The 23,099-nt window shown below is 42.7% G+C and carries 18 protein-coding genes; 2 read left to right on the forward strand and 16 right to left on the reverse strand.

The annotated features are described in order from the left end of the window. Positions 1 to 123 precede the first annotated feature (123 nt). The 13 genes from B3Q63_RS10200 to B3Q63_RS10260 all read right to left on the reverse strand — a co-directional run bounded on the left by B3Q63_RS10200 (position 124) and on the right by B3Q63_RS10260 (position 18,022). Complete coding sequence (locus B3Q63_RS10200; protein ID WP_296176285.1) at positions 124 to 2,085, reverse strand: sensor histidine kinase; 1,962 nt, start codon at positions 2,083 to 2,085, stop codon at positions 124 to 126. A gap of 240 nt (positions 2,086 to 2,325) precedes the next feature. Further along, on the reverse strand, positions 2,326 to 3,768 hold the full coding sequence (gene der / locus B3Q63_RS10205; RefSeq protein WP_296176287.1) for a ribosome biogenesis GTPase Der: 1,443 nt from the start codon (positions 3,766 to 3,768) through the stop codon (positions 2,326 to 2,328). Between the two features lie 419 nt (positions 3,769 to 4,187). After that, a complete protein-coding gene (gene bamB, locus B3Q63_RS10210) occupies positions 4,188 to 5,396 on the reverse strand; it encodes an outer membrane protein assembly factor BamB (protein ID WP_281490186.1) in 1,209 nt (402 codons plus the stop codon). Between the two features lie 278 nt (positions 5,397 to 5,674). Beyond that, positions 5,675 to 6,475, reverse strand: a complete 801-nt coding sequence (locus tag B3Q63_RS10215; protein WP_296176290.1) for a YfgM family protein — start codon at positions 6,473 to 6,475, stop codon at positions 5,675 to 5,677. 80 nt (positions 6,476 to 6,555) lie between these two features. Continuing rightward, positions 6,556 to 7,854: a histidine--tRNA ligase gene (hisS, locus tag B3Q63_RS10220; RefSeq protein WP_271134199.1), complete on the reverse strand. Its 1,299-nt coding sequence runs from the start codon at positions 7,852 to 7,854 to the stop codon at positions 6,556 to 6,558. Positions 7,855 to 7,964: 110 nt separating this feature from the next. Next, on the reverse strand, positions 7,965 to 9,080 hold the full coding sequence (ispG, locus tag B3Q63_RS10225; RefSeq protein ID WP_201618878.1) for a flavodoxin-dependent (E)-4-hydroxy-3-methylbut-2-enyl-diphosphate synthase: 1,116 nt from the start codon (positions 9,078 to 9,080) through the stop codon (positions 7,965 to 7,967). A 242-nt stretch (positions 9,081 to 9,322) separates the two neighbouring features. Beyond that, positions 9,323 to 10,141 carry a helix-turn-helix domain-containing protein gene (locus B3Q63_RS10230; protein WP_201618879.1) on the reverse strand — a complete coding sequence of 273 codons (819 nt, stop codon included), beginning with the start codon at positions 10,139 to 10,141 and terminating at the stop codon, positions 9,323 to 9,325. Further along, on the reverse strand, positions 10,138 to 11,082 hold the full coding sequence (pilW, locus tag B3Q63_RS10235) for a type IV pilus biogenesis/stability protein PilW (RefSeq protein WP_296176295.1): 945 nt from the start codon (positions 11,080 to 11,082) through the stop codon (positions 10,138 to 10,140). The genes B3Q63_RS10230 and pilW overlap by 4 nt, the downstream gene beginning before the upstream one ends. Before the next feature lie 114 nt (positions 11,083 to 11,196). Next, positions 11,197 to 12,504 carry an RNA-guided endonuclease InsQ/TnpB family protein gene (locus B3Q63_RS10240; protein ID WP_296176297.1) on the reverse strand — a complete coding sequence of 436 codons (1,308 nt, stop codon included), beginning with the start codon at positions 12,502 to 12,504 and terminating at the stop codon, positions 11,197 to 11,199. A gap of 320 nt (positions 12,505 to 12,824) precedes the next feature. After that, positions 12,825 to 14,057 (reverse strand): 23S rRNA (adenine(2503)-C(2))-methyltransferase RlmN, encoded by a 1,233-nt coding sequence (rlmN, locus tag B3Q63_RS10245; RefSeq protein WP_296176299.1) that lies wholly within the window; start codon positions 14,055 to 14,057, stop codon positions 12,825 to 12,827. 377 nt (positions 14,058 to 14,434) lie between these two features. Next, a complete protein-coding gene (gene ndk, locus B3Q63_RS10250; protein ID WP_193011877.1) occupies positions 14,435 to 14,866 on the reverse strand; it encodes a nucleoside-diphosphate kinase in 432 nt (143 codons plus the stop codon). Between the two features lie 369 nt (positions 14,867 to 15,235). Beyond that, entirely contained in the window at positions 15,236 to 16,525 is a 1,290-nt protein-coding gene (locus B3Q63_RS10255; RefSeq protein WP_183619033.1) for an adenylosuccinate synthase, read from the reverse strand. A gap of 180 nt (positions 16,526 to 16,705) precedes the next feature. Then, positions 16,706 to 18,022 (reverse strand): ATP phosphoribosyltransferase regulatory subunit, encoded by a 1,317-nt coding sequence (locus B3Q63_RS10260; protein WP_296176305.1) that lies wholly within the window; start codon positions 18,020 to 18,022, stop codon positions 16,706 to 16,708. 604 nt (positions 18,023 to 18,626) lie between these two features. On the opposite strand from B3Q63_RS10260, the gene B3Q63_RS10265 reads away from it, so the two are divergent. Together B3Q63_RS10265 and corA are read left to right on the forward strand one after the other, a co-directional pair. Next, complete coding sequence (locus tag B3Q63_RS10265) at positions 18,627 to 19,016, forward strand: DUF2237 family protein (protein WP_201562997.1); 390 nt, start codon at positions 18,627 to 18,629, stop codon at positions 19,014 to 19,016. A gap of 109 nt (positions 19,017 to 19,125) precedes the next feature. Continuing rightward, a complete protein-coding gene (corA, locus tag B3Q63_RS10270) occupies positions 19,126 to 20,349 on the forward strand; it encodes a magnesium/cobalt transporter CorA (protein WP_201625275.1) in 1,224 nt (407 codons plus the stop codon). Between the two features lie 130 nt (positions 20,350 to 20,479). On the opposite strand, the gene B3Q63_RS10275 is transcribed toward corA, so the two are convergent. The 3 genes from B3Q63_RS10275 to B3Q63_RS10285 form a co-directional block, all read right to left on the reverse strand. Beyond that, complete coding sequence (locus B3Q63_RS10275) at positions 20,480 to 20,962, reverse strand: phosphate-starvation-inducible protein PsiE (RefSeq protein WP_201626087.1); 483 nt, start codon at positions 20,960 to 20,962, stop codon at positions 20,480 to 20,482. Between the two features lie 104 nt (positions 20,963 to 21,066). After that, positions 21,067 to 21,972, reverse strand: a complete 906-nt coding sequence (folD, locus tag B3Q63_RS10280; protein ID WP_296176309.1) for a bifunctional methylenetetrahydrofolate dehydrogenase/methenyltetrahydrofolate cyclohydrolase FolD — start codon at positions 21,970 to 21,972, stop codon at positions 21,067 to 21,069. A gap of 348 nt (positions 21,973 to 22,320) precedes the next feature. Then, on the reverse strand, positions 22,321 to 23,010 hold the full coding sequence (locus B3Q63_RS10285) for a sugar transferase (RefSeq protein ID WP_296176311.1): 690 nt from the start codon (positions 23,008 to 23,010) through the stop codon (positions 22,321 to 22,323). Positions 23,011 to 23,099: the final 89 nt, after the last annotated feature.

Here is a 23,099-nt window from a genome sequence, read left to right on the forward strand (position 1 = left end):
TGGCTTATCCCGAACTGGGGTTATAATAGTTAGCAGTAATTTTAGTATTAAAAAAGACGCCTGTTTATGGGCGTCTTTTTTATTTGTCTATCCTTATCACTATGTTCATGCCTACCGCCATCATTAAGACCAAGCGAGCCAGCTCTTTAATAAATTACTCAGCGCTTTATCTTCATAGGTCGCCACCTGACAGTAATCAACTCCGGCCGCTTTTAAGCCATGCTCAAAGCTGTCTAAATGTCGTGCACGCTGCTGTGGATACCAAAATACCAATAAAGCCCGATAGTCGGTCTCAGAGGCGCGAATACGCTTGGCCACTAATTCCGCTTTGCTTGCTAATACGTCTTCCGCAAACATCACCATATCGACTTTTCTATGCTGCATCTCATCGATAACGAGCTGTTCATGTTGATAGCAGATGACATGCGCGCCCAAACGCTGCAATTCATCCGCTAAAGCGCCACTATCTTGATAGTAGTAATAGACGATAACTAGCCCCGTCAGCAGATACTGCTGGCGCGATTGGCGTTGAGTGGACAGCGGAATAGTAACAATAAACTCAGTCCCTACGCCAAGCGTACTATCAACATCAATGCTAGCCCCCATTAACTGCGCCATTTGCTTAACGACAGGCAAACCAATACCCGTGCCTTCGTACTGGCGAGTTTGTGATGAATCTACTTGAAAAAATGGATTAAAGATATCGTCTATAAAACTGCTATCAATACCGATACCCGTATCTTTTATCCGAATCTGCCAGCGATTGCTATGATCGAAATGGGTCAATTGCGAAGTAAGGCTCACCTGCCCGACTGGGGTAAACTTAATCGCATTGCTCAGCATTATCGATAATATTTGCTGAATTTTTTCGGCATCACCTTCAAGGCTATAATCAATATGATGGATATGGCTAACCAGTGCCAAACCTTTTTGACTGGCAATAGGCTCAAATTCTGCCAACAGGTCAGCAATTAATTGTAGTGGATTAAACTCAATTTTTTTTAGGCTAACCTGCCCTTTTTGAATCTGGTTAAGCTGAATGATTTGATTCAAAGCTAAAACTAATTTATCACTACCATTGCGAACAATATCGATCGCATCTTTTTGTTCATCATTAAGGTGTTCATCATCTAGCAGTTGTAGGCCGCCAACGATAGCATTAAGTGAGGTTTTTAACTCATGGGTAATCATGCTTTGAAAGTTATGCAGCTGCACATCGAGCGATACATCTTTTTGATGCAATTGCTGCTCGAAAACCGCGAGCGCTTCATAATCTTGTTTCGATTGTTGCAGGCGATTGAATAAAGTCGTAAACGCATGCTTAATTTGCACCAACTCTTGAAACTTAAAGCGTTGCGGAATCACTGGTAATTGCTCAAGCTCAGGGTTTTTAATAACAATGTCACAGACTTCATTCAGCGTCGCAATATCTCTGGAAGGCCAATTCAATTTGCGCAAAATAAACAACGCCCAAATAATCGCTAATACTGTCGTCATCACCCATAACCATAGATTGCGTTGCAGCCAGTTTGCACGCAGCGCCGTCACATCCAAGGTAATATTGATATAGCCTACCAAAGTATCATCCGTACTTAACTCACTTGGCGGGGTTTCTTGAAGCGTAACATCTGGCAGAGCGCTAGCTGTCTGCTGCTCAGTGTTGGTGTTAAATTTGGCATTATCACTAGCCATAGATAGCGTGCTACTACCATCAGTATAATATCCAATGACTAGATAATTAAAACTAACAGTATTAGCAAAGAGCGCATTCATCCAATCATCTCTAGATAAATTTCTATCGACAATAGGCTGCGAGGTTGAATAAAACAAAATACTTTCAATATTCTGCTCATTTTCTAACAAAAATCGTACTTGCTCAGCGACTACTTCGTCGCCATCTACGCTCGCCGCACTAATGGTTAGCAAGTTCGCCAATTGCTGGGTATGCTGACGCACTTCTTTATAATGTTGCACCAAACCATAAACAAAAGACAATAGAAAACCTGCCAATACAGCCAAAATCATGGTCTGCATGATAGATTGCCAAATAAGCATGGGAAGGGTTTTTGTTGGGCGGTTGTTCATATCACTCAACTGAGTTAAGACAACATGTGATTATAGTATAAGCATATTATAGGGGTAATAAGCGCAATGCGACATTTTAATGTAACTTAAGAATGTCTTAAATTAAAAAATGCCATGACAACTGGTATAGTCATCATGGCAATTCATACTACAGAAAAGCCAAGGATAAAAAAACAGTAAAGATAAAATAAAACGGTCTTTATTTGCTAAAAAATATAAAGACAATCTTATCTCGCTAAATTAACGTTTTTTATCTTTGTTAGTGAATCTCGGCTTATCTTTGGTAGTAAATTTCTGCGCACGATTGCGCTCACGTTGGCGTAGCTGCTGCGCTTTTGCTTTGGTTGGCGTGTCGCTTTTATTGGCGTATGGATTATCATTTTGTTTAAAGATAACATTTAGCGGCGTACCCTCAAGCTTAAATACTTGACGGAATTGATTTTCAAGATAGCGCTGATAGCTCTTCGGTAGCGAAGAGGTTTGGTTACCATGAATAACAATCACTGGTGGGTTATGACCACCAATATGCGCAAAACGCAGCTTGATACGGCGGCCAGCAACCGTTGGTGGCGGGTTGGCAGCAACGGCATCTTGTAAAATCTGCGTCAAACGGTTGGTTGATACCTCAAACATCGACGACTGATAAGCACGCAAGATAGAAGGATATAAGTTACCCACGCCTGTACCGTGCAATGCTGATATTTGATGGATTTTTACGTAAGAGATAAAGTTGAAACGGCGATCCATCTCAATCTTAATATAGTTCTTTTGATCTGCAGTGAGACCATCCCATTTATTGATGGCGACTACCAAGGCACGACCCGCATCAAGCGCATAACCAATCATATGCAAATCTTGGTCGACGATACCTTCTTGGGCATCAATCACAATAACCGTGACGTTAGAATCGTCAATTGCTTGCAAGGTTTTAATGACTGAGAATTTCTCTACCTTTTCATCGATTCTGCCACGGCGACGGACACCGGCGGTATCAATCAATACGTAGTCTTTACCCTCGCGCGTATAAGGAATATAAATACTGTCACGCGTGGTACCCGGCATATCAAATACCACCACACGGTCTTCACCCAATAGGCGGTTAACCAGCGTTGATTTACCAACGTTTGGACGACCAATAATAGCCAGCTTTAAGCCTTTTGGCTCGACAACGTTTTCTTGCGTTGGCATATCAGCAGTCAGAACTTCTAGCAAGTTACCAACACCGCGCCCATGACTGGCTGCCATCGGATACGGCTCGCCCAATCCTAAGGCATAAAACTCTGCAGGCGCGGCATCGTGCGCGCCATCAACTTTATTGGCTACAACATAAACAGGTTTACCAAGGGTATGCAAAAACTTGCCAATCTCAGCATCGGCACCAATCATACCGGCACGGGCGTCGACCACAAAAACGATAATATCAGCTTCATGAATGGCAGTATGCGACTGCTCCGACATATAATCATCAATGTTACCGCTACCATCATCCGCTTCACCAATACCACCGGTGTCTACAACGATGAAAGATTTGTCTTCATAGGTTGCATCACCGTATTGACGATCACGAGTCAGCCCTGACAAATCAGCAACCAATGCCTGCCGACTTTTAGTGAACTGGTTAAATAAGGTTGATTTACCGACGTTTGGACGACCAATTAAGGCGACCACAGGCTTGATACTCATGGGTTACTCTCAGTGAAGGGCACAATGGCGGACAGCACGCTTACTCTTATCATAAAAATAAATAGCTGCACTTGACCGCGAATTTAAATAAATTATAAAAATAAAACGATAAAATTAGATAACAACGAATATAGTCAATTGGAAATAATATCAATATATGAATAGCCACGTGCTACAGATATAAATTCTAAAATGAATCGACTATATAGATAGCGCTATTATATATGAATAACGCAGCAATAACGCCTAATACATAGCGGTCGCATAGAGTACGCGAAAGCGACCGCTTAAACAAGCAATTTATACAAGGCACGAAACGCTGACTAAGCAGCGTTTTGTATTGATATAACTAGTACTCATGTCACTATAAGCAGGCTTATTTAATCAGTACAATCAAATAAGCAATGAGTTATAAAAATCTAGCGCGCCAACTGCCAGATAGCAACTTGCCCTGAGGTGCTTTGGGTCAGTAAGCGGCTACCTTGTACTTGTAGGCTACTTAATGCGCCTTTAGTCTGTACACGGCTAACGATTTTGCCGCTAGCAGGGTCAAATAAATGTACTACACCATCAAAATCACCGACAGCAATATAATTGCCAATCATTACAGGGTTGGTTAAATGACGATAAGCCAACTCTTCGCTTTCCCACAAAACTTCACCATTGCTGCGATTATAAGCAACTACTTTGCCGTCTAAGCTGGTTGCAATGACTTGCTGATTGTTCACCGCCAGTGATTTTAAGCTCGCAAGCTCATTGACAAAAAGCACTTGACGAGAAGCTAAGTCGATACCTAGCAACTGACCACTATAGCTGATGGCAAACAATTGGTTCTTATCGACGATAGGCATGCCATCGACATCGCTCATACGCTCAACTTCACTACTACCCGCACCGACACCAACGCGGCGTGACCACTGCGGTAGGCCATTATCGATAGTGACGGCATGCAAGCGACCATCAGCCGTAGCCAATAGTGCGGTTTTCGCATCTAGCAATGTTGGCGCTGCACTACCGCGTACGCTGATAGCTGGTACTTGGGTGGCAAACTGCCAAACCGACTGACCGTTCTGTAACGATAACCCATGTAAGAAACCATCGTTCGCCGATAAAACCACGCGGTTATTGCTGATTAAAGCAGGCGTTAGTACCGAACCGCTAAGCTGGGTCTGCCAACGCTTAGCACCAGTGGCACTATCAAACGCCATCACCAAGCCGCCACGGGTACTGATAATAGCGGTTTGGCTCAAGGCATCTAAGGCAACGCCGCCGGTAATTTGATCACCAACATTAACTGACCATAGGCGTTGACCGGCATTATCAAAGCCTATTAAATCACCACCGCGTGAGGCAGTAACGATTTGCGAATTGGCATAGCCCACTTGCAGGTCAAGCGGATCTTTACTACTGGCTTTTTTGCTACCAACATCGGTACTAAAAACCGGCTGCAATACACTAATTGGCTGCGCAATTTGCACCAATTTGACGGGGTCATTGACGACTGGTTTGATACCTCGATTACACCCAACGACTGCAGTTGCCATCACTGCGATTACGGCGACATGCATGGCCGTCGTTTTGATGGTCTTAGCGTTTATAGTTCTGTTTGAGCGAATAGCTTGAGTCATTATAGGGTCTCACTAGCAATAAATTAATCATTAATAAATTAGCTATCAGCAAGTAAACGGTGAGCAATAATAACCAGTACATAAATAAGCACTCATTATTAATACTACCCTCCTGACTTACTGCGCTACTTAGTTTTTAAAACAGTTTTTTAAAACGGTTTGTAGAACGATTTGAGGTATTACAATTTTTATTAAAATACTTATTAAAGCGTTAGCGCTCATATCTAGCACCAGCGATTATTATTGAAAATCTTTTTACTATCTATTTTCAACCTCTACTATTCAGCAGTTTCTACCGTATTTTCATCTTCAACCACTGATGGCTGTTGTGCAGGTGCTGCAGCTACCGCAGGTTCTTGGATAAGACTGGCTGGCGCCGCAATAGGTTCAGGTACGATACCCAAACTTTCCATCTTTAATGCCAATACTGCACGTGTTTCTTGACGGTTACGTAACAATTCCCAAGCATTATTGTAAGACTTAACCGCTGAGTCTTTATTATCTTGTGCCAGATAAATATCACCCAATAGCTCTTGCTGACTCGCTTCAAACGAGCTTGGCATATCATTATTGGCTTCAGCCAAGGCGTCGTCGGCATCACCAGCCGCTAGTAACGTCTTCGCATAGCGCAGACGGGTAATCGCTTCTAGGCCTGCATCGCCCAAATCGATTGCTAGTGCCTTTTTAAAGGTCTCACCAGCACCTTTAAAGTCATCGTTATCCACTTGTTGACGGGCTTTAATCATCAGCGCTTGCCATGCATAGACAGAGTTACCATGAGTGCTCACTAAAGCATCAATATCTTTGTCTAACTGTTTACGGCTCTCCGCCAGTGACGCTTGCGCCTCTGCTTCTAAATCTGGATTTTGCGACGCTAGGCTGACTTCCTCATTTAAACGCTGAATATCAGCATAATGGTCGGCTGCAACCGTATCGACACGCGCATGGTTATTTTGCCAATACGTCCAGCCGAAATAGGCGGCCAACGCCAATAAAATCGCGGTGACAATATAGCTGCCATACTGCTTTAACGCTTGCATTGAATTGTCTGTATTTGGCGAATTGGGTGTCAGAGCCATATATTTTTACCTGATAAAAGTGTTATTAAATGCGAATGCTAAAGCCACCATCGATTACTGGCGAACCAAGTTTTCTTTTACTAACGATCAAAGTTTTCTTTAGTCGATAGCCAATCTGTCGCAACCGTTTGTTGCTCACCCGTCTGCATATCTTTAATACTAATGGTATTATCATCGAGCTCTTGCTGGGCGATAATCACCGTCAATGCAGCGCCCGACTTATCCGCTTTTTTCATTTGTGCTTTTAAGCTGGTTGCGCTCGCCATTTTTACCCGTAGGTCAGGACGGCTGTAGCGCAGCTCTTGCGCATAGCCAATACCCGCACTATAAACTTCTGGATGAGCAACCACAAAAACGTCACAAGCTGGCAGCTCTGCAATCGGCGCCACGGCCTCGATAAGCAACAATAAACGCTCAAGCCCCATTGCAAAACCAACGGCTGGCTCAGACTTCACTGGTTTATTATGCCCTTTGTCATCAGGGCTACCGATAGATTTTAATTGCCCAATCAAACCATCATAACGACCGCCCGCACAAACGGTCGCTTGGCTACCAAGCTTATCAGTTACCCATTCAAAAACGGTTTTATTATAGTAATCAAGACCGCGTACTAAGTGCGGGTTAATAACGAACTCAATACCAAGTGCGGTTAAATACGCTTGCACCTGCTCAAAATGCGCCTTGCTCTCGGCACCCAAAAACTCAGCAAGCTTTGGTGCATCTACCAATAACGCTTGGGTACTCGCCTCTTTACTGTCTAAAATACGCAGCGGATTGGTCGTTAAACGGCGTTTGCTGTCCTCGTCTAGCTGCTCTTGCTTATCAGTCAGATAAGCAACCAGTGCTTCGCGATAAGCATGGCGCTCATCAAGCTCACCCAAACTATTAAGCTCTAAGCGCATCTCGTCTTTTAGACCCAATTCCTGCCACATCAGATGCGTCATAGCAATCAGCTCGGCATCAGCATCCGGTAGCGCACTACCAAAGCTTTCGACACCCAATTGATGAAACTGACGGTAGCGACCTTTTTGCGGACGCTCATAGCGAAACATCGGACCGATATACCAAAGTTTCGGCGTATCACCGCGCAATAAATTGTGCTCAATCACTGCACGTACTGCCCCTGCCGTACCTTCTGGACGTAAGGCCAATGGCGTTGGCGGCTCAGATTTATCGGTAAAGCTATACATCTCTTTTTCGACGATATCGGTTGCGCCGCCGATAGCACGGGCAAACAAGTCAGTTTGCTCAACGATAGGCAGACGAATATGCTCATAACCGTATCTGCCCAGCACATCAGCCAATATCGACTCTAAGTGCAGCCATTTTGCAGACTGTTCAGGCAAAATATCATTAAACCCTTTGATAGCTTTAATCATGGTACGGTCGCATCCTTAAATTTTTTAACAAAGTACTCTATTACTAATTATTTTTGTCGTGACGCTTACACATTAAGCTTTTAATAGCTCAGCGTCTTACGCTTACTTTATTACTTTACACGAATGATTTCATTCTCACGTTTTTTCGCCAAATCCTCGGCATGCGCACGTACCATGCCTTCGATCTCATCGACCAAATTATTGGTATCAATCAAATGGCTTTTTTCGCCCATACGGTAGACCAGTGATTTTGGTGCCGCGCCGACAATACCAATGTCCGCTTCTTTCGCTTCACCCGGACCGTTTACTTTACAGCCAATCACTGACAAATTCATCGGTTCACGGATATCTTCTAAACGTGATTCTAACGCCGTCATCACTCTAATGACATCAAACTCTTGGCGCGAGCAGCTTGGGCAAGCGATAAAGTTAACGCCATTTGAGCGAATATTTAGCGATTTTAAAATATCAAAGCCGATTTTAATCTCTTCTTCCGGCTCTGCGGCTAAGGAGATACGAATGGTATCACCGATGCCATCTAATAATAGCCCGCCTAAGGCAATCGCAGATTTAACCGCGCCTGTACGATAAACACCGGCTTCGGTGACGCCTAAATGTAGTGGATTATCAATCTGAGCCGAAATAAGACGATAAGCATCTAATGTCAAAAACACATTGCTGGCTTTAACCGACACTTTATATTGATCAAAGTTCAAGCGCTCTAATATATCGATGTGGCGCATGGCTGATTCGAGCATCGCCGCGCCGGTTGGCTCAGTATATTTACGCTGAATGTCTTTTTCCAATGAGCCGGCATTAACACCAATACGAATAGGAATATTATAATGCTTGGCACAAGCAACCACTTCACGTACTTTGGCGTCGCTACCGATATTACCCGGGTTAATACGCAGGCAGTCGGCACCAGCTTCAGCAACGGCCAAGGCAATTTTATGGTCAAAATGCACATCAGCTATCAAGGGTACGCTGACACGCTTACGAATTTCCGCAAAGGCTTTTACCGTATCCATCGTCGGCGTCGATACGCGCATCAAATCCGCCCCTGCTTCAACGCAGCGCTCGATTTGGGCAACGGTCGCTGCCACATCACAAGTATCGGTATTGGTCATACTTTGCACGCTAATCGGTGCATCACCACCAATCGCGACATCACCGACATATATTTTTTTAGTAAGACGACGGTTAATAGGCGCTGACGTTGACATAGACAAACCCTTTCATTGGAACAAATTGGAACGAAAAAAAACTGGAAACAAACATCGCTTTTATAACGCTAATAACTTTTTAACGCCAATAGCTTTCTTGAGACTAACAACTATTTAATATTAACAATAACTTAATATTAACAATATCGGTTTTAGAAATAGCAATCACTGGAAAAATTAGCGCTCACTTTAAAACCAGTTATTTAATAAACTGACCAACTAATAAACCAATTACTTAAAAACTAAGGCGCGAGCTCAAAACTGGCTTGCGTACCTGTAGCATAACTGTCTAGGGCTACCGCTTCTTGATTAAGCATCAAACTGACATTTTTAACATTATCAATCTGTACATTAAAGGGCGGCATACCAGATAATTGATAATTACCAGCAGTCTGCGAGCCAGCTATCAAGCTATTACCGGTAGCGTCAGTGATAGTGACGACAGCGGCATCTGTCAGCTTAACATCCAGCGTAGCTGGTGCCATACTTGCATCGCCGCCCAAGTTAAGTGCTGAACCAGAAGCACCAACGCCATTAGCATCGGTATCAATCGCCGCACCTTGCGCTTGTTCTAGCGCTGAGATGTCTTCACTGCTGGTTACTGGCTGCTGATTATTGTCTTTACTGGCATTACTGACCATACGAAATAGGAAAATCGCTAAGATAATGACGCCAATGACCGCGATGATTAGTAATGGATTAAAACGGATACGGTTATGAGTATCACGCTGCAGGGTACCCATCGGGCGTAATGGCGACTCAATATTGTTGGTTGAGCGCGACTTTAGCTCAGTTGGGTAAGCAGCATCGAAGCTATTGGCTATTTTTACTGGATCTAAACCCAAAAACTTTGCGTAGTTAATCGCAAAACCACGCGCAAACGCCGCCTGCGGTAAATCCGCAAAATTTTCATTTTCTAAGGCTTGCAAATGTCGTTTTAAAATAAATAACTCGGCGGCCGCGTCCTCCAAGCTCACTTGCTTAGTTTTGCGGGCTTGCTGCAACATGGCACCAAATGATCCCTGAGCGTTAGATTGAGTGTTTGATGATGGGGTGGTCATTTCCATGGTGCCTCTGGATTGTTAAGCCAAGTCTTAAGTTGTTTTGCTTCATCGCTTAGTGGATAAGCGGATAAAAGCTGCTGTGCCAATTGCTGGCGGGTTGCTATGTTATTTTGTGCTGCTGCAAGTTTGATACCTTGCAATAGCAAGCGCGGGCTAATACCCTGCCCTTGTACCAGCATCAAAGTTTCGTCATAAAGCCTTTGTGCTTGCTGCACACGCTGCTGCTCGAGTAATAAATCGACCAATTCAATGTGTGCAATCACACTATTGCGGTTGCCATCTAGGGCACGCAAGAACGCTTTGGCAGCGGCTGGATGATCATTCAGCTGAAGGTAAGTGCGTCCTAAGTTTTCTAACGCCCCAATACGACCTTCGTAACCAAGTGCTGCCCCTGCAATTTCAAACTGCGCCGCCGCCTCTTTATAGCGCTTCATCTGCGACAGATAAACGCCATAATTGTTGTGGGCTTGATCAAAATCTTTATCAAGCGTAATGGCTTTTTTAAAGTATTGATCGGCTTTTTCAAGATTAAGGCGACTGCCCTCTTGCTGCAACAAAACGCCCATCATATCATAGGCTGGCGCATAACGGCTATCGGCAGCAAAGGCTTTTTCAAGTTGACGCTGAGCGGTATCAAGCTCATTTTTGCGGATATATTGTGCCGCAAGTGAGGTGCGAACGCGAGCAATTTCTTGCTGATCCAAATTACGATTGTCACTCGGCCGCGTCGAGGTTTGATAAGGCGTACCACCGGTTAAATCCGTGGTCGTTGTACTCTGGCAACCGCTAAGTAGCAAGGCACTTAAAGCGCTGGCTAACAAAATAACGTTTGCGCCGCGCTTTTTGGCAATACGAACAACATTGACACTCAATTGCTGCGCCGTCTGAGAAATAAATGTTTGATATTTGAACTGACAAGGATTTTTAAAAGTCATCATAGCCGCCATCATAAAGCTGAGGTTCAATGCGTTCGATCTTCGAGGCATCAGTTTATTGACATACTCCCACCACTTTCGCTAAGCTCAAGCGGGGGATTCTAGAAGCAAACGCTCTTAGGCGACTTTCTCACGAATGTCACAAGTTTTCTGTTTCATCGGGCGACCTTTACTGCGTCCTCCCTCCACAGACAACACGGCATGTCCTGCCGCAAGAATATTTTTAGCTGCATTCACATCAGCATTTGCTTTATGCCCGCATTTGACGCACTCAAATTTAGCCTGAGTTTGTCTATTCTCTTTGGTAATATGCTGACATTGGGAGCAGGTCTGACTGGTGTATTGTGGGTTTATTTTGACAAGTAGCCCACCGCGCCAGTGCTGCTTGTACTCAAGCATATCAACCATCATGCCCCAGCCTTGATCTAAGATCGACTTATTCAATCCTGACTTGGCTTTAACGTTACGCCCTCTGTTTTCTAGTGTACCGCTTGCAGATTTCGACATATTGGCTACTTTTAAGTCCTCACAAGCAATCATGGCGTGGTTTTTGCTGATTGTGGTGGTGATTTTATGCAAGTAGTCATGGCGAATATTGGCGATGTGATGGTGTAATTTTTGAATCTTACGGTTCTGCTTTTTCCAGTTTTGACTGAATAAGACTTTTCTACTTAATTGACGCTGTAATGCGGCCAGTTTAATTTGATTGGCTTTAAAGCTGTTTTTGGATTGGATGTGCTGACCTTCTGAGGTAGTAATCAGTTTAGTGATGCCCAAATCAATCCCTATGGCGCTTGTAGAGGGGTGAATTGGGTTTTGATCCAGTTCTCGCTCCGTACCAAAAGACACGTACCAGTGACCTGATTTCTTGCTGATGGTGATGTTTTTAATGGTGCCGATGATGTCTTGCGATTTTCTAAACTTCACAAAGCCAATGCCGCTAGGTAGTTTGATGCGGTTGCCTTCAATACGGCAATACTTATCAAACTGAACAAGCCTAATTGAGTCGCAGCCATCAGATTTACGTTTAAATCTTGGCATCAGTTGTCGTAGTTGAATCTCTGTGCCATCGCTTAGCTTAAAGAACTTGGGTTTTCGGAGCTTCTTTTTATTTTCTTTGAGCCTAGCATGAACTTTAGGGTCGAAAAATCGTGACCAAGCAGAGGCGAGATCACGTACTTTTTGTTGTAAAGATACGGCGTTGGCATGGATTCTTAAGAAAGAAAAATCAGAATTGTTCTTTAAATCCATGATTTTATTAACCAAATTGGTGGCATTAATAAATTCATTTTTGGCAAACATCTCAAATGAGATCGCTAGCATTTGATTCCAAACAAAGCGTGCAGAGCCGACAAGATTATTTAGAATAATCTCCTGCTCTGCGTTAGGCTCAAGCCTAAATTTGTACGCTTTGTTGATTTTCATGGAATACTCTTTACAAAAAAACGAATATTATAATGCTTAACACTGTACCTATACATCGTTGATTTTAGTGTAATTTTAATGGTTGATCTATGTAAAGTTCCTAAGAACTATGCGAAACCTCATCCACACTCGTACGAGTGGAGGCGTCTTTATCGTTCAGATATGCTGATAGTAACACGACAATACAATAAATTGTTGCTTAATGGAGTCTGAGTGAAAGAGGCTAAAAAAACTCATTGCAGTACAGCTATTTTTTCTCCAGTAAATCGATTATATCTAAATTAAACAAGATAGCTACCACAATCATTTTTAATATTCTTTCAACTATTATTTTCCCGATCTTTAATACTTTGCTGCCAAGCGGCTGAGCGGCGCGTTCTGTCAGCGACTTGTCCAACCAATTGACCACAAGCGGCATCAATATCATCACCGCGCGTTTGGCGAATGGTGCAAACAAAACCCGCTTGGCTTAAGATATCACTAAAGGCATGGATACGATTATTGCTTGATTTGTCATACGGCGCATGTGGGAACGGATTAAACGGAATCAGGTTGATCTTACTTGGTAAACCTTCTAATAACGCCACTAGTTGATGGGCATGCTCATTACGATCATTGACGCCATCAAGCATGACATATTCAATTGTCACATGCTTTTTATGACGCGGATTGACATCATAAACGTAGTTTTTTGCGGCGGCAATCAGCTCTTCTAGCGGATACTTTTTATTAATAGGCACCAGCTCATTACGCAGCTCATCATTTGGCGCGTGTAAGGAGATCGCCAAGGCTACATCGATATCTTGCGCCAATTGGTACATTTTTGGTACGACGCCCGACGTTGATAAGGTGACGCGGCGCTTTGATAGCCCATAAGCATGGTCGCTCAGCATCAACTCCATCGAACCAACCACGGGTTTATAATTTAATAACGGCTCACCCATTCCCATCATAACGACGTTGGTGACGTTATTTTCCCATAAACTATGGTCAACGTTTTCTAAACTGTCATTGTCATCGGTCATATAAGAGGCATTTGCCACCCATAATTGTCCGATGATTTCAGCGGCGCTTAAATCACGCTCAAAACCCTGCTTACCAGTACTACAAAAGCTGCAATCTAATGCACAGCCCACTTGCGACGATATACATAGAGTTTTACGACCGTTTAATTTACTGTCATCAGCTGGAATCAATACTGTCTCAACCAATGAGCCACCCGTCACTTCAAAAACCCATTTACGCGTACCATCATCACTATATTGACGATGAATTACTTTTGGCGGAACAACACAGGCATTGGCTGACAATTTATCACGCAATGATTTGCTCAAATTGGTCATTTGCTCAAAGTCGGTTACACCCTGCTGATAAATCCATTTAATGACTTGCGTCGAGCGGAACGGCTTTTCGCCGAGGCTCTTAAAATAATCCGCCAGTTGCGCTTGGGTCATGCCCAATAGATTGGTTTTTGCCTGCGCCTCATCAACGAGCTTAATGCTATTCGCAGGCTTTGTTGGGATATGTTGGATGGGTGTTTGAGAAGTCGACATAATAGGGAACCTTTTTGCAGCCATTGCGATAAGCGCTGCAATTATTGAGATGGGCGTTGCCAGTCATACATTATGTATATACGTTATGTATGAGTGCAGGAGCAATCCATTATGAGCGCATTTTTTATCGAGGCATTGGTAAATACTTAAAAAGCATAAAAACCTGATGAAAACATGCTGATAAGGGATTGATAATGCTCAGTAAAACTAATAATGAGGCAAGTGACTAGAAATTTCAATGAGTCATTTTAATGATTCATAATAAAATACCGGAATATTATAATAGCTAAAACGGCTTATACCCTAAGATATAAGCCGTCTCGCCACACTAATTATTAATAACCAACATCATAAGCTGATATCAATAATTGTTGCTATTAACGCGTACGTGCACAAACTTCATCTTCATTGAAGAAGTAGCTGATTTCACGAGCTGCTGATTCAGCTGAATCTGAACCATGAACGGCATTTTCATCGATGCTGCTAGCGAAGTCAGCACGGATAGTGCCTTCAGCGGCGTCTTTTGGGTTAGTAGCGCCCATGATATCACGATGCTTAGCGATAGCGTTTTCGCCTTCTAATACTGATACCAATACTGGACCTGAAGTCATAAATGAAACTAGGTCATTGTAAAATGGACGTTCAGCGTGCTCAGCGTAGAAACCACCTGCTTTTTTATCATCAAGTTGCATCATTTTAGCGGCAACAATTTTTAGACCTGATTTTTCAAAACGGTCGTAGATAGCGCCGATGTTATTGCCAGCAACTGCGTCAGGTTTGATGATAGATAAAGTACGTTCGTTAGCCATGAAAAGCTCCTAATGGATGAGGGGGTTAAAAAATTGAACTAAAATAAGAAATGAAATAGCAAAGGGGTTATTTTATTTCTAACCACTAATTTTATCTCTGACCGCTATGTTGACTTAGGCTGACCAAGATGACTCATGCTTTACCAATACGAAAACATAAAATCAAGTAGTATGAGCGCCAACATAGGATTGCTGCCTATTATAATGATTGAGGCTATAAATGATAGGGTTAATTTAGGAAAGTCGCTTGTATAGAGCCAAAAACTGCTACTTATTTATCTATCATTACTCGTTCATTATTATAATAAAAAACCCCAATGCTCAGCATTAGGGTTTTATGAATTACTTATAACATAAGGTTATCACTGACTAAGCATCATACGGATCACGAAGTACAATCGTCTCTTCACGGTCAGGACCAGTTGAGATGATATCAACAGGGCAACCAATCAATTCTTCGATACGTTTGATATATATTTTGGCGTTTTCTGGTAGGTCGTCATAGTTGGTAATACCAACGGTTGACTCGCTCCAACCTTGTAGGGTTTCGTACTTAGGCGTTACTGACTCATAGAATTCAGCATCATGCGCGCCAGCACATTCAGTTTCAGGTAGGTTATAACCGACACCGATTAGCAATTCTTCTAGACCGTCTAATACGTCAAGCTTGGTCAAGCAGATACCTGACATAGAGTTAAGTACCACAGCACGGCGTAATGATTCGGCATCGAACCAACCACAGCGACGCGCGCGACCAGTCGTTGCACCAAACTCATGACCGACTTTGGCTAAATGCGCGCCAACATCATCAAACAATTCAGTTGGGAACGGACCGCTACCAACACGCGTGGTATACGCTTTAGTGATACCCAATACATAGTCTAAATACAATGGACCGATACCCGTACCAGTAGATACACCGCCCGCGGTTACGCTAGAGCTGGTGACAAACGGATAAGTACCATGGTCGATATCAAGCAACGTACCTTGCGCACCTTCAAACATCAGGTTCTTGCCAGCAAGACGTAATTGATTTAGGTCTTCGGTTACATCGGTAACCATACCTTTGATTTCTTCTTTCCACTCTTGGCAAAGCTTAAACGTCTCATCAAAATCAATGGCGTCAACTTTATAATACTGAGTCAGTTGGAAGTTATGATATTCGATTAAGTTACGTAGTTTTTCTTCTAAGTCATCACGGAACAAGTCAGCAAGCTTAATCGCACGGCGCGCAACTTTATCTTCATAAGCTGGTCCAATACCGCGACCTGTCGTACCGATTTTGCCAGTGCCACGTTTTGCTTCACGTGCTTGGTCAAGCGCTACGTGATAAGGCATGATCAATGGGCAGTTTGGTGAAATACGTAGGCGCTCACGTACTGGCACGTTGTTGTCTTCTAGCTCTTTCATCTCTTTTAATAATGCGTCCGGTGCTAACACCACACCATTACCGATGAAGCAAGTCACGCCTTCACGTAAGATACCTGATGGAATTAGATGTAAAACGGTGGTTTTACCATCAACGACTAGGGTGTGACCAGCGTTATGTCCGCCTTGAAAGCGTGCAACTGCTGCGGCTTTTTCGGTCAGTAAATCAACGATTTTACCTTTACCTTCATCGCCCCATTGGCTACCCAAAACTACGACATTCTTACCCATGATTAATCCTTACCTTGATGTATTGAGGTGTGTGCAATAACGGTTTAAAACTGAAATTATGCTAAAAAATATAATTAAAAGTCATTCTTTAGCGATTTAATAACCCAGTCATTTAATGATATTTCTTTAAATAGATTTTAGATTCAAGATATAGCTTTTAAAATTAAATAGCGTTTAAATTTAGATAGCTTCTAACTGCCACTGATTACTCGCAAAGTTTAAACGATGCGTCATAGCCGCTGGACGGTCATCGCACGTTAATGGCATAGTGACGCGGTAACCTTGCTGACGTAAGCTTGTGACCTGCTGCAATAATATTTGCATTTGTGCTTTATCAGCATTAGCCTGCTTTAATGCCTCATAATCAACCAATACAATAATCGGTGATTCAAGCTGCGTATGCGCCAGCAAACGGCTAACATCCATACTAAAGCCTGTCGCTTCACGTGACCGCTTAGCACTTAATTGCCCCACGCTCTGCATACCATCAAAGCGCCCGCCACGTACTAGCGGCTGAGTTTCGCTATTGATATAGCCGTTAAAGATAATACCGGTATGATAATGATAGCCCGACAGTTCGGTCACATCGATACTTACTGGCGTCTGCCATTGCATCTCTAAGTGTGCTTTTAGACGTTGTAGCTCATCGACAGCCGTCACAATGTGTGTATCTTGTTTGGCAGTATCTGACAGTGTGTCTAATAACTTTGCCATATCATGGCCAAAGCGGGCCAATGCGTAAAAATCATCACCCATTGTCAGTAACTGACAAACACGTTTTAGCTCTGGTAAATTTTTATTGGCATAAAGATGCATCAATTGCTCGGTGTCATTATCAGACAACTCAGCCAGTGCCGCTAAACGCTTGAATATCGCCACATGACCCAAGTCAATATGTAGGGCGGCGCTCATATCCAAGCTATTGACCATACTAAACAGCACATCTATCAGCTCAATATCGGCTGCAAGTTCGCCGCAACCAAATATCTCCGCACCCAACTGTAGCGGTGTCCGCGAGCCAAACAATCCTGAAGGCAAGGTATGAATGACATCGCCGGCGTAGCAATAACGCGCAATACCATTACCGCCGTGATGGGCATCAATACGCAAAATCTGCGGGGTAATATCAGCGCGCACGCCCATCAAACGACCGGTCAGCTGATCGATAATCTTAAAGGTTTGGCGCTTTAAATCTTCTGAGGCTTCACTTAATAAAGATTCAGTAAACTCAATCATCGGCGGATTGACCAACTGATAGCCATGACTAATAAGCTGCTGGATCAATTGATGTCTCAGTACTTCTTGCTTATGGGCATCTTCAAACAACACATCGACGACCCCATCAGGCAGCAGCCAGCTGTTATTGGCAACATCGCTGGCAAAGTTGCTTAGATATGGCAAGCCATTAGCGGTAGCACGATTATCAGCAGGCTGAGTCGCCGCTGGTTTTGTCGTATTTGACTGGGCAGGTTTTGCAGAATCAGAACTGGCAGACACAATGAATCCTTGTTTGGCGTATCGCTTACCAAAAACGCGGTACTGATGCGGTACTAAAAGGTTGTATTTACAATTGCAGGGATGTAAGGCGTTTTGTATTTTTGACGCGCAACATCACTGACCCAATTATCTATAAGCAAACTAGGTGACCGCAAAAGGGTGAGTAATAAGTATAAGTTAGGATGATAAGACGAGTATCTTTATGCGCTAAAATTTATGCGATAGAAAACTATGATAAATAATCAAGGCACTTTATGCTTTAGTTTAGCATAGCAGCCAAGCTTCGCCTAGTGACAATTAACCCCAATTACCATCTAATTCATGGTCAAAAGGTTTATAGCCTTCCTTATTAATAAGGTATGCATTCAGAACGAATAAATGAAAATAAAAAGTAATACCTATCATCGATAAGAGTAACACAGAGTTATTTATGCTAACTATCTTCCATGATTTTTACTTATTTTCTAGAACCCCGTTTCTTAACATCACTGCTTATTAGTATTACTGTTTCTGTCAGCCTGAAGCGTTTGCAGTCTGTTGCTTGCATAACGCCTTATCGGTAGACTCATGTTACACTAACACATATTTTATCTCGGAAAGCCTTATGTCAACTGATTACCACCCAAATCCTGCCATTAATCAAACCAACGTCCTCGGCACTGCCCTTGCCAGCTGTTGTTTTGACCCGCTTACTGGCTATTATCGCAATGGCTTTTGTCATACTGGCAACCACGATGTTGGTCAGCATACCGTGTGCGCTAAGATGACCAGCGAATTTTTAAACTTTTCTGCCAGTCGTGGCAATGACTTGATTACGCCGCTGCCTGAATATGGTTTTGCCGGTCTACAGCCTGGTGATTACTGGTGTATTTGTGCGCTACGCTGGGTTGAAGCCTTAGATTTCGATATTGCCCCGCAAATAAAGCTTGAAGCCTGTCACGAAAGCTTATTAAGTCTGGTGGATATCGAGACGCTAAAACGCTTTGCATTGTAGTTTGCAGAGAAGCAGTGTGCATAAAAAAATTCATTTTAGTCGCATGTCATAATCTATTTTAATTAATATTTATTTTATTTGATATTAACCACAGACTAAAGGAGAAGGTATGAAACAAGATGATGACCTGATTGTCAAACCGACAACTCGTATCACACCTGACTCTAATGTCAGCCTTATCGACCCTAACATGGGCGATGAGCGCTCTTATTTAGACAATTATGATAGCTATGACAGCTATATTTATGGCGATGCGGACGCGACGGTCGAGGATACGATTGAGACGATGACCGTCTATGACCCCGACTCTGAACGCTATGAAGATATCGATTTATCCAGCGATGACGAAGTGGTCAATTGCTATGCTTATTCGCGTAAAACGGGCGAAAAAGTGAATAAAGTGGCACTGAATGATGTCAGTCGCGCTTTAAGCAATAGTGGTCAGTTTATCTGGCTTGGTCTTTATGACCCAAGTTTAGAGACCATGGTCAAAGTCAGAGATGCTTTTGAATTACATGAGCTGGCGATTGAAGATGCCTTTGCCGAACATCAGCGCGCCAAGGTTGAGAACTACGAAAATGACATGATATTTGTGGTGCTACGTACCGCCAAGCTCGAAGACAATATCATTCGCTATGGCACTACCGCGATATTTATGGGCAAAAACTACCTGATTACCATTCGCAATGGTCCATCTAACTCTTATATGCCCGTACGCGAGCATTGTCATCGTCGCCCAGAAAAGCTACGCATGGGACCTATCTTTGTCCTGCATGCCATTCTCGATTTTATCGTCGATAACTATATGCCGATTACCGATCGTTTGGGCAGTTATCTACGCGAGCAAGAACGTAACATTTTTACTTATGAGTTTAATAAAGAAACGCTTAGAAATTTATATGAATTAAAATCCCAGCTGGTACATATGCGTGCGGTGATTTTACCGGTGCAAGACATCTGTAGTTTCTTTATCAATCACGATAAAAGCGACTTAATCTCCCCGTTTTCTCACGCTGCTAAACCCTACTTCCGAGATGTGAATGACCATTTGCTACATTCTTTGGATGCCATTAACGGCTTAAATGAGATGCTCAGCGTGGTCATGAATACCTATCTTGCTATGGTCAATATGGGACAGAATGAGGTAGTACGTAAGCTTGCCGCTTGGGCTGGTATTTTAGCGGTACCAACGGCGATTGCTGGTATCTATGGAATGAACTTTGATTTTATGCCAGAGCTACATTGGCAGTACTCTTATCTGGTTATCATGGCAGTTATTATCTCGTTATGTAGCTTTTTATACTTTAACTTTAAAAGGTTGGGTTGGTTATAAGTCAGATCATGTCTTCATTTAAAACAGGAAAAGGGCTGCCATTGGCAACCCTTTTTATTAGCAGCTATTAATTATCAAAAATTCATCAATAACAATTAATCACTTTGTCAAAAATATTTATCGAAAGACCTTATTTACGATAATGGGTGCTATCGACGCTCGGTAGATGATGCTCGGTACTGGTCACTTGATGATCATCCAAATAATCTTCTGGTCGCCCAAACATCTTCGCCGTCCACGTTAATATCACAATTGACGCACTGAGCACCATGATGGCAAAGGAAATCGTTGCCAATAACCATAAATGAAAATTATCTGATACCGCTTGTACATCGACCACCAAATGTCGTGACAAAGCTGTAATCGCGATAAATATCAAAAACTGCACGGGCAAACGATGGGTTTTAAAGTAAATCCCAATCATCGCCAGTAGTTCAAGATAAATAAATAGCAGTAAAATATCTTTTAAATCTGCTGAGCCTTTTTGAAAAATAACAAAGAACTCTTTACCCGCTGTCCAAACCACCACCACACTAATCAAAAATAAAATAATATAGTGGCAAATATCGACAAACTCACGGCCGATATGTTGCATGCGCTCATGTATCCCCATATTTGGCTTTGATACATGAGCGGTATTGGTTTGTTGGGCTTGATGGACTTTACTATTTTTCTGTTCCGATTGCTGTTCTGGTTCTTGCTCTGACAGCGGCTTCATTAGCTAACTGCACTGTTGTCTAAACCAGCAGATTTTTCGGCCGCATCAACGGTTTGGCGAATAAGCGTATTAATCGTCATAGGGCCAACGCCACCTGGAACTGGTGTATAAGCACTAGCGATATTTTCTACGCCATTTAGTTCGATATCACCAACGCCGCCATTATCAGTCGGATGGAAACCTGCATCGATGACTACCGCGCCGGTTTTAATCCAATCGGCTTTGATCAGCTCTGGTACACCTACTGCCCCAACCACGATATCAGCACGCTTAATATGCGACTCTAAATCTTGCGTTCTTGAATGGCAAATCGTTACCGTACAGTTGGCATTTAATAGCATCATTGCCATTGGTTTACCTAAAATGGCACTGCGGCCTACGACCACGGCCTCTTTACCTGACAGCTCAATATTATGATGCTCTAGTAAATGCATGATACCTTGCGGGGTGCATGAGCCATAAGCGGACTGCTGCATCGCCATACGACCAAAGCCAAGACAGGTCACACCATCGACGTCTTTTGCCAAGTCAATCTGCTCAAAGCAAGCACGTTCATCGATATGAGCCGGTACTGGATGCTGCAGTAAAATACCATGAACGTCTGGATTGCTATTAAGCTCGTCTATTTTTGCCATCAGCTCTGCAGTCGTTGTCGCACTTGGCATTTCAACGCGAATAGAATCCATACCGACACGCTTACAAGCATTGCCCTTCATACGCACATAAGTCGCAGACGCAGGATCGTCACCGACCAATATCGTCGCTAGGCTTGGGGTACGTCCTGTCTTAGCTTTAATAGCGTCTACACGCGTACTCAGTTGCTGTTCTATTTGTTTAGCAAGTGCTTTACCGTCCAAAACGGTAGCAGATCCTTGGGCAGTTGACGTAATAGACGCAATTGACATAGTAACTCCAATAGAGGGTGCGATAAAAAAAGTAAAGACAGCGCCTGCAGTATCTTTGCATGCCTGTCTTATGCTCGGTCAATTCTTTTTGACCGTTAATTGAGACTGATATTGTACCTGTCTGGGCTAAAAAATCCTAGCATCCTATTCAAAGGTAATAATTAAAAATTAATAACATGGCCATAAAAAAGTCGAGCTATTAAATCCTAATAGACCGACTTTAGGTATTCAATAACTTTTATAAACTGACTAAGCAACCACCGCTTCTATAAGCGGTAGGTAATTTATATAACTGAATACTCTTCTAATAAAGCATCGTACTGATACATCTTACTTTTTAATACCAAACTAAATATCGATATCACGCTCTGAAAAATGCCTATTAAGACGTCGATACCTTAGCAGGCTTCTTCTAACATTAGCGTTTATAACTTTATACCTTCGTTGCTTATTACCAGTAAATCGACTCATTGTAGCTTCTCCCTCTGCACAAATACCTTGCTTTTTAATAACCAGCCCCACTGTTTTGAATAATATTTGAATATCTAACCACATCGATTGATTATTAACGTACCAAATATCAAGCTCAAAGCGTTTTTCCCAACTGATGTTATTACGACCATTGATTTGAGCATAACCAGTGATTCCTGGTTTCACTAAGTGCCTCTTAAACTGCTCTTCACTATATAATGGTAAATACTCTATAAGCTGAGGACGCGGGCCTACTATACTCATCTCACCTTTGAGCACATTCCATAGTTGGGGTAATTCATCGAAGCTACTCGCTCGAAGTTGCTTACCAAAATCTGTAAGACGATACTCATCCGGCAAGAGATTGCCTTCTGAATCTTTATCATCGCTCATTGTCCGAAATTTAATAATCTCAAATGTTTTACCATCAAGGCCAGACCGAGCTTGACGAAATAATACAGGTGCTCCAAAATTCTTCCTAACTTTGTATGCCACCAATATAAAAATAGGCAACATTAAGATTAAGGCCATTAGAGCAATACTCACGTCGAATACTCTCTTAAGCATTTTAAACCTCCTATGTAGAGCAGTTCACGATATACCCAAACCCATAATGCTTTTCTTATATATAGTAAATATTAAATATATAAATCCTT

Source organism: Psychrobacter sp. UBA2769, from assembly GCF_002352555.1.
Classification (GTDB): domain Bacteria; phylum Pseudomonadota; class Gammaproteobacteria; order Pseudomonadales; family Moraxellaceae; genus Psychrobacter; species Psychrobacter maritimus.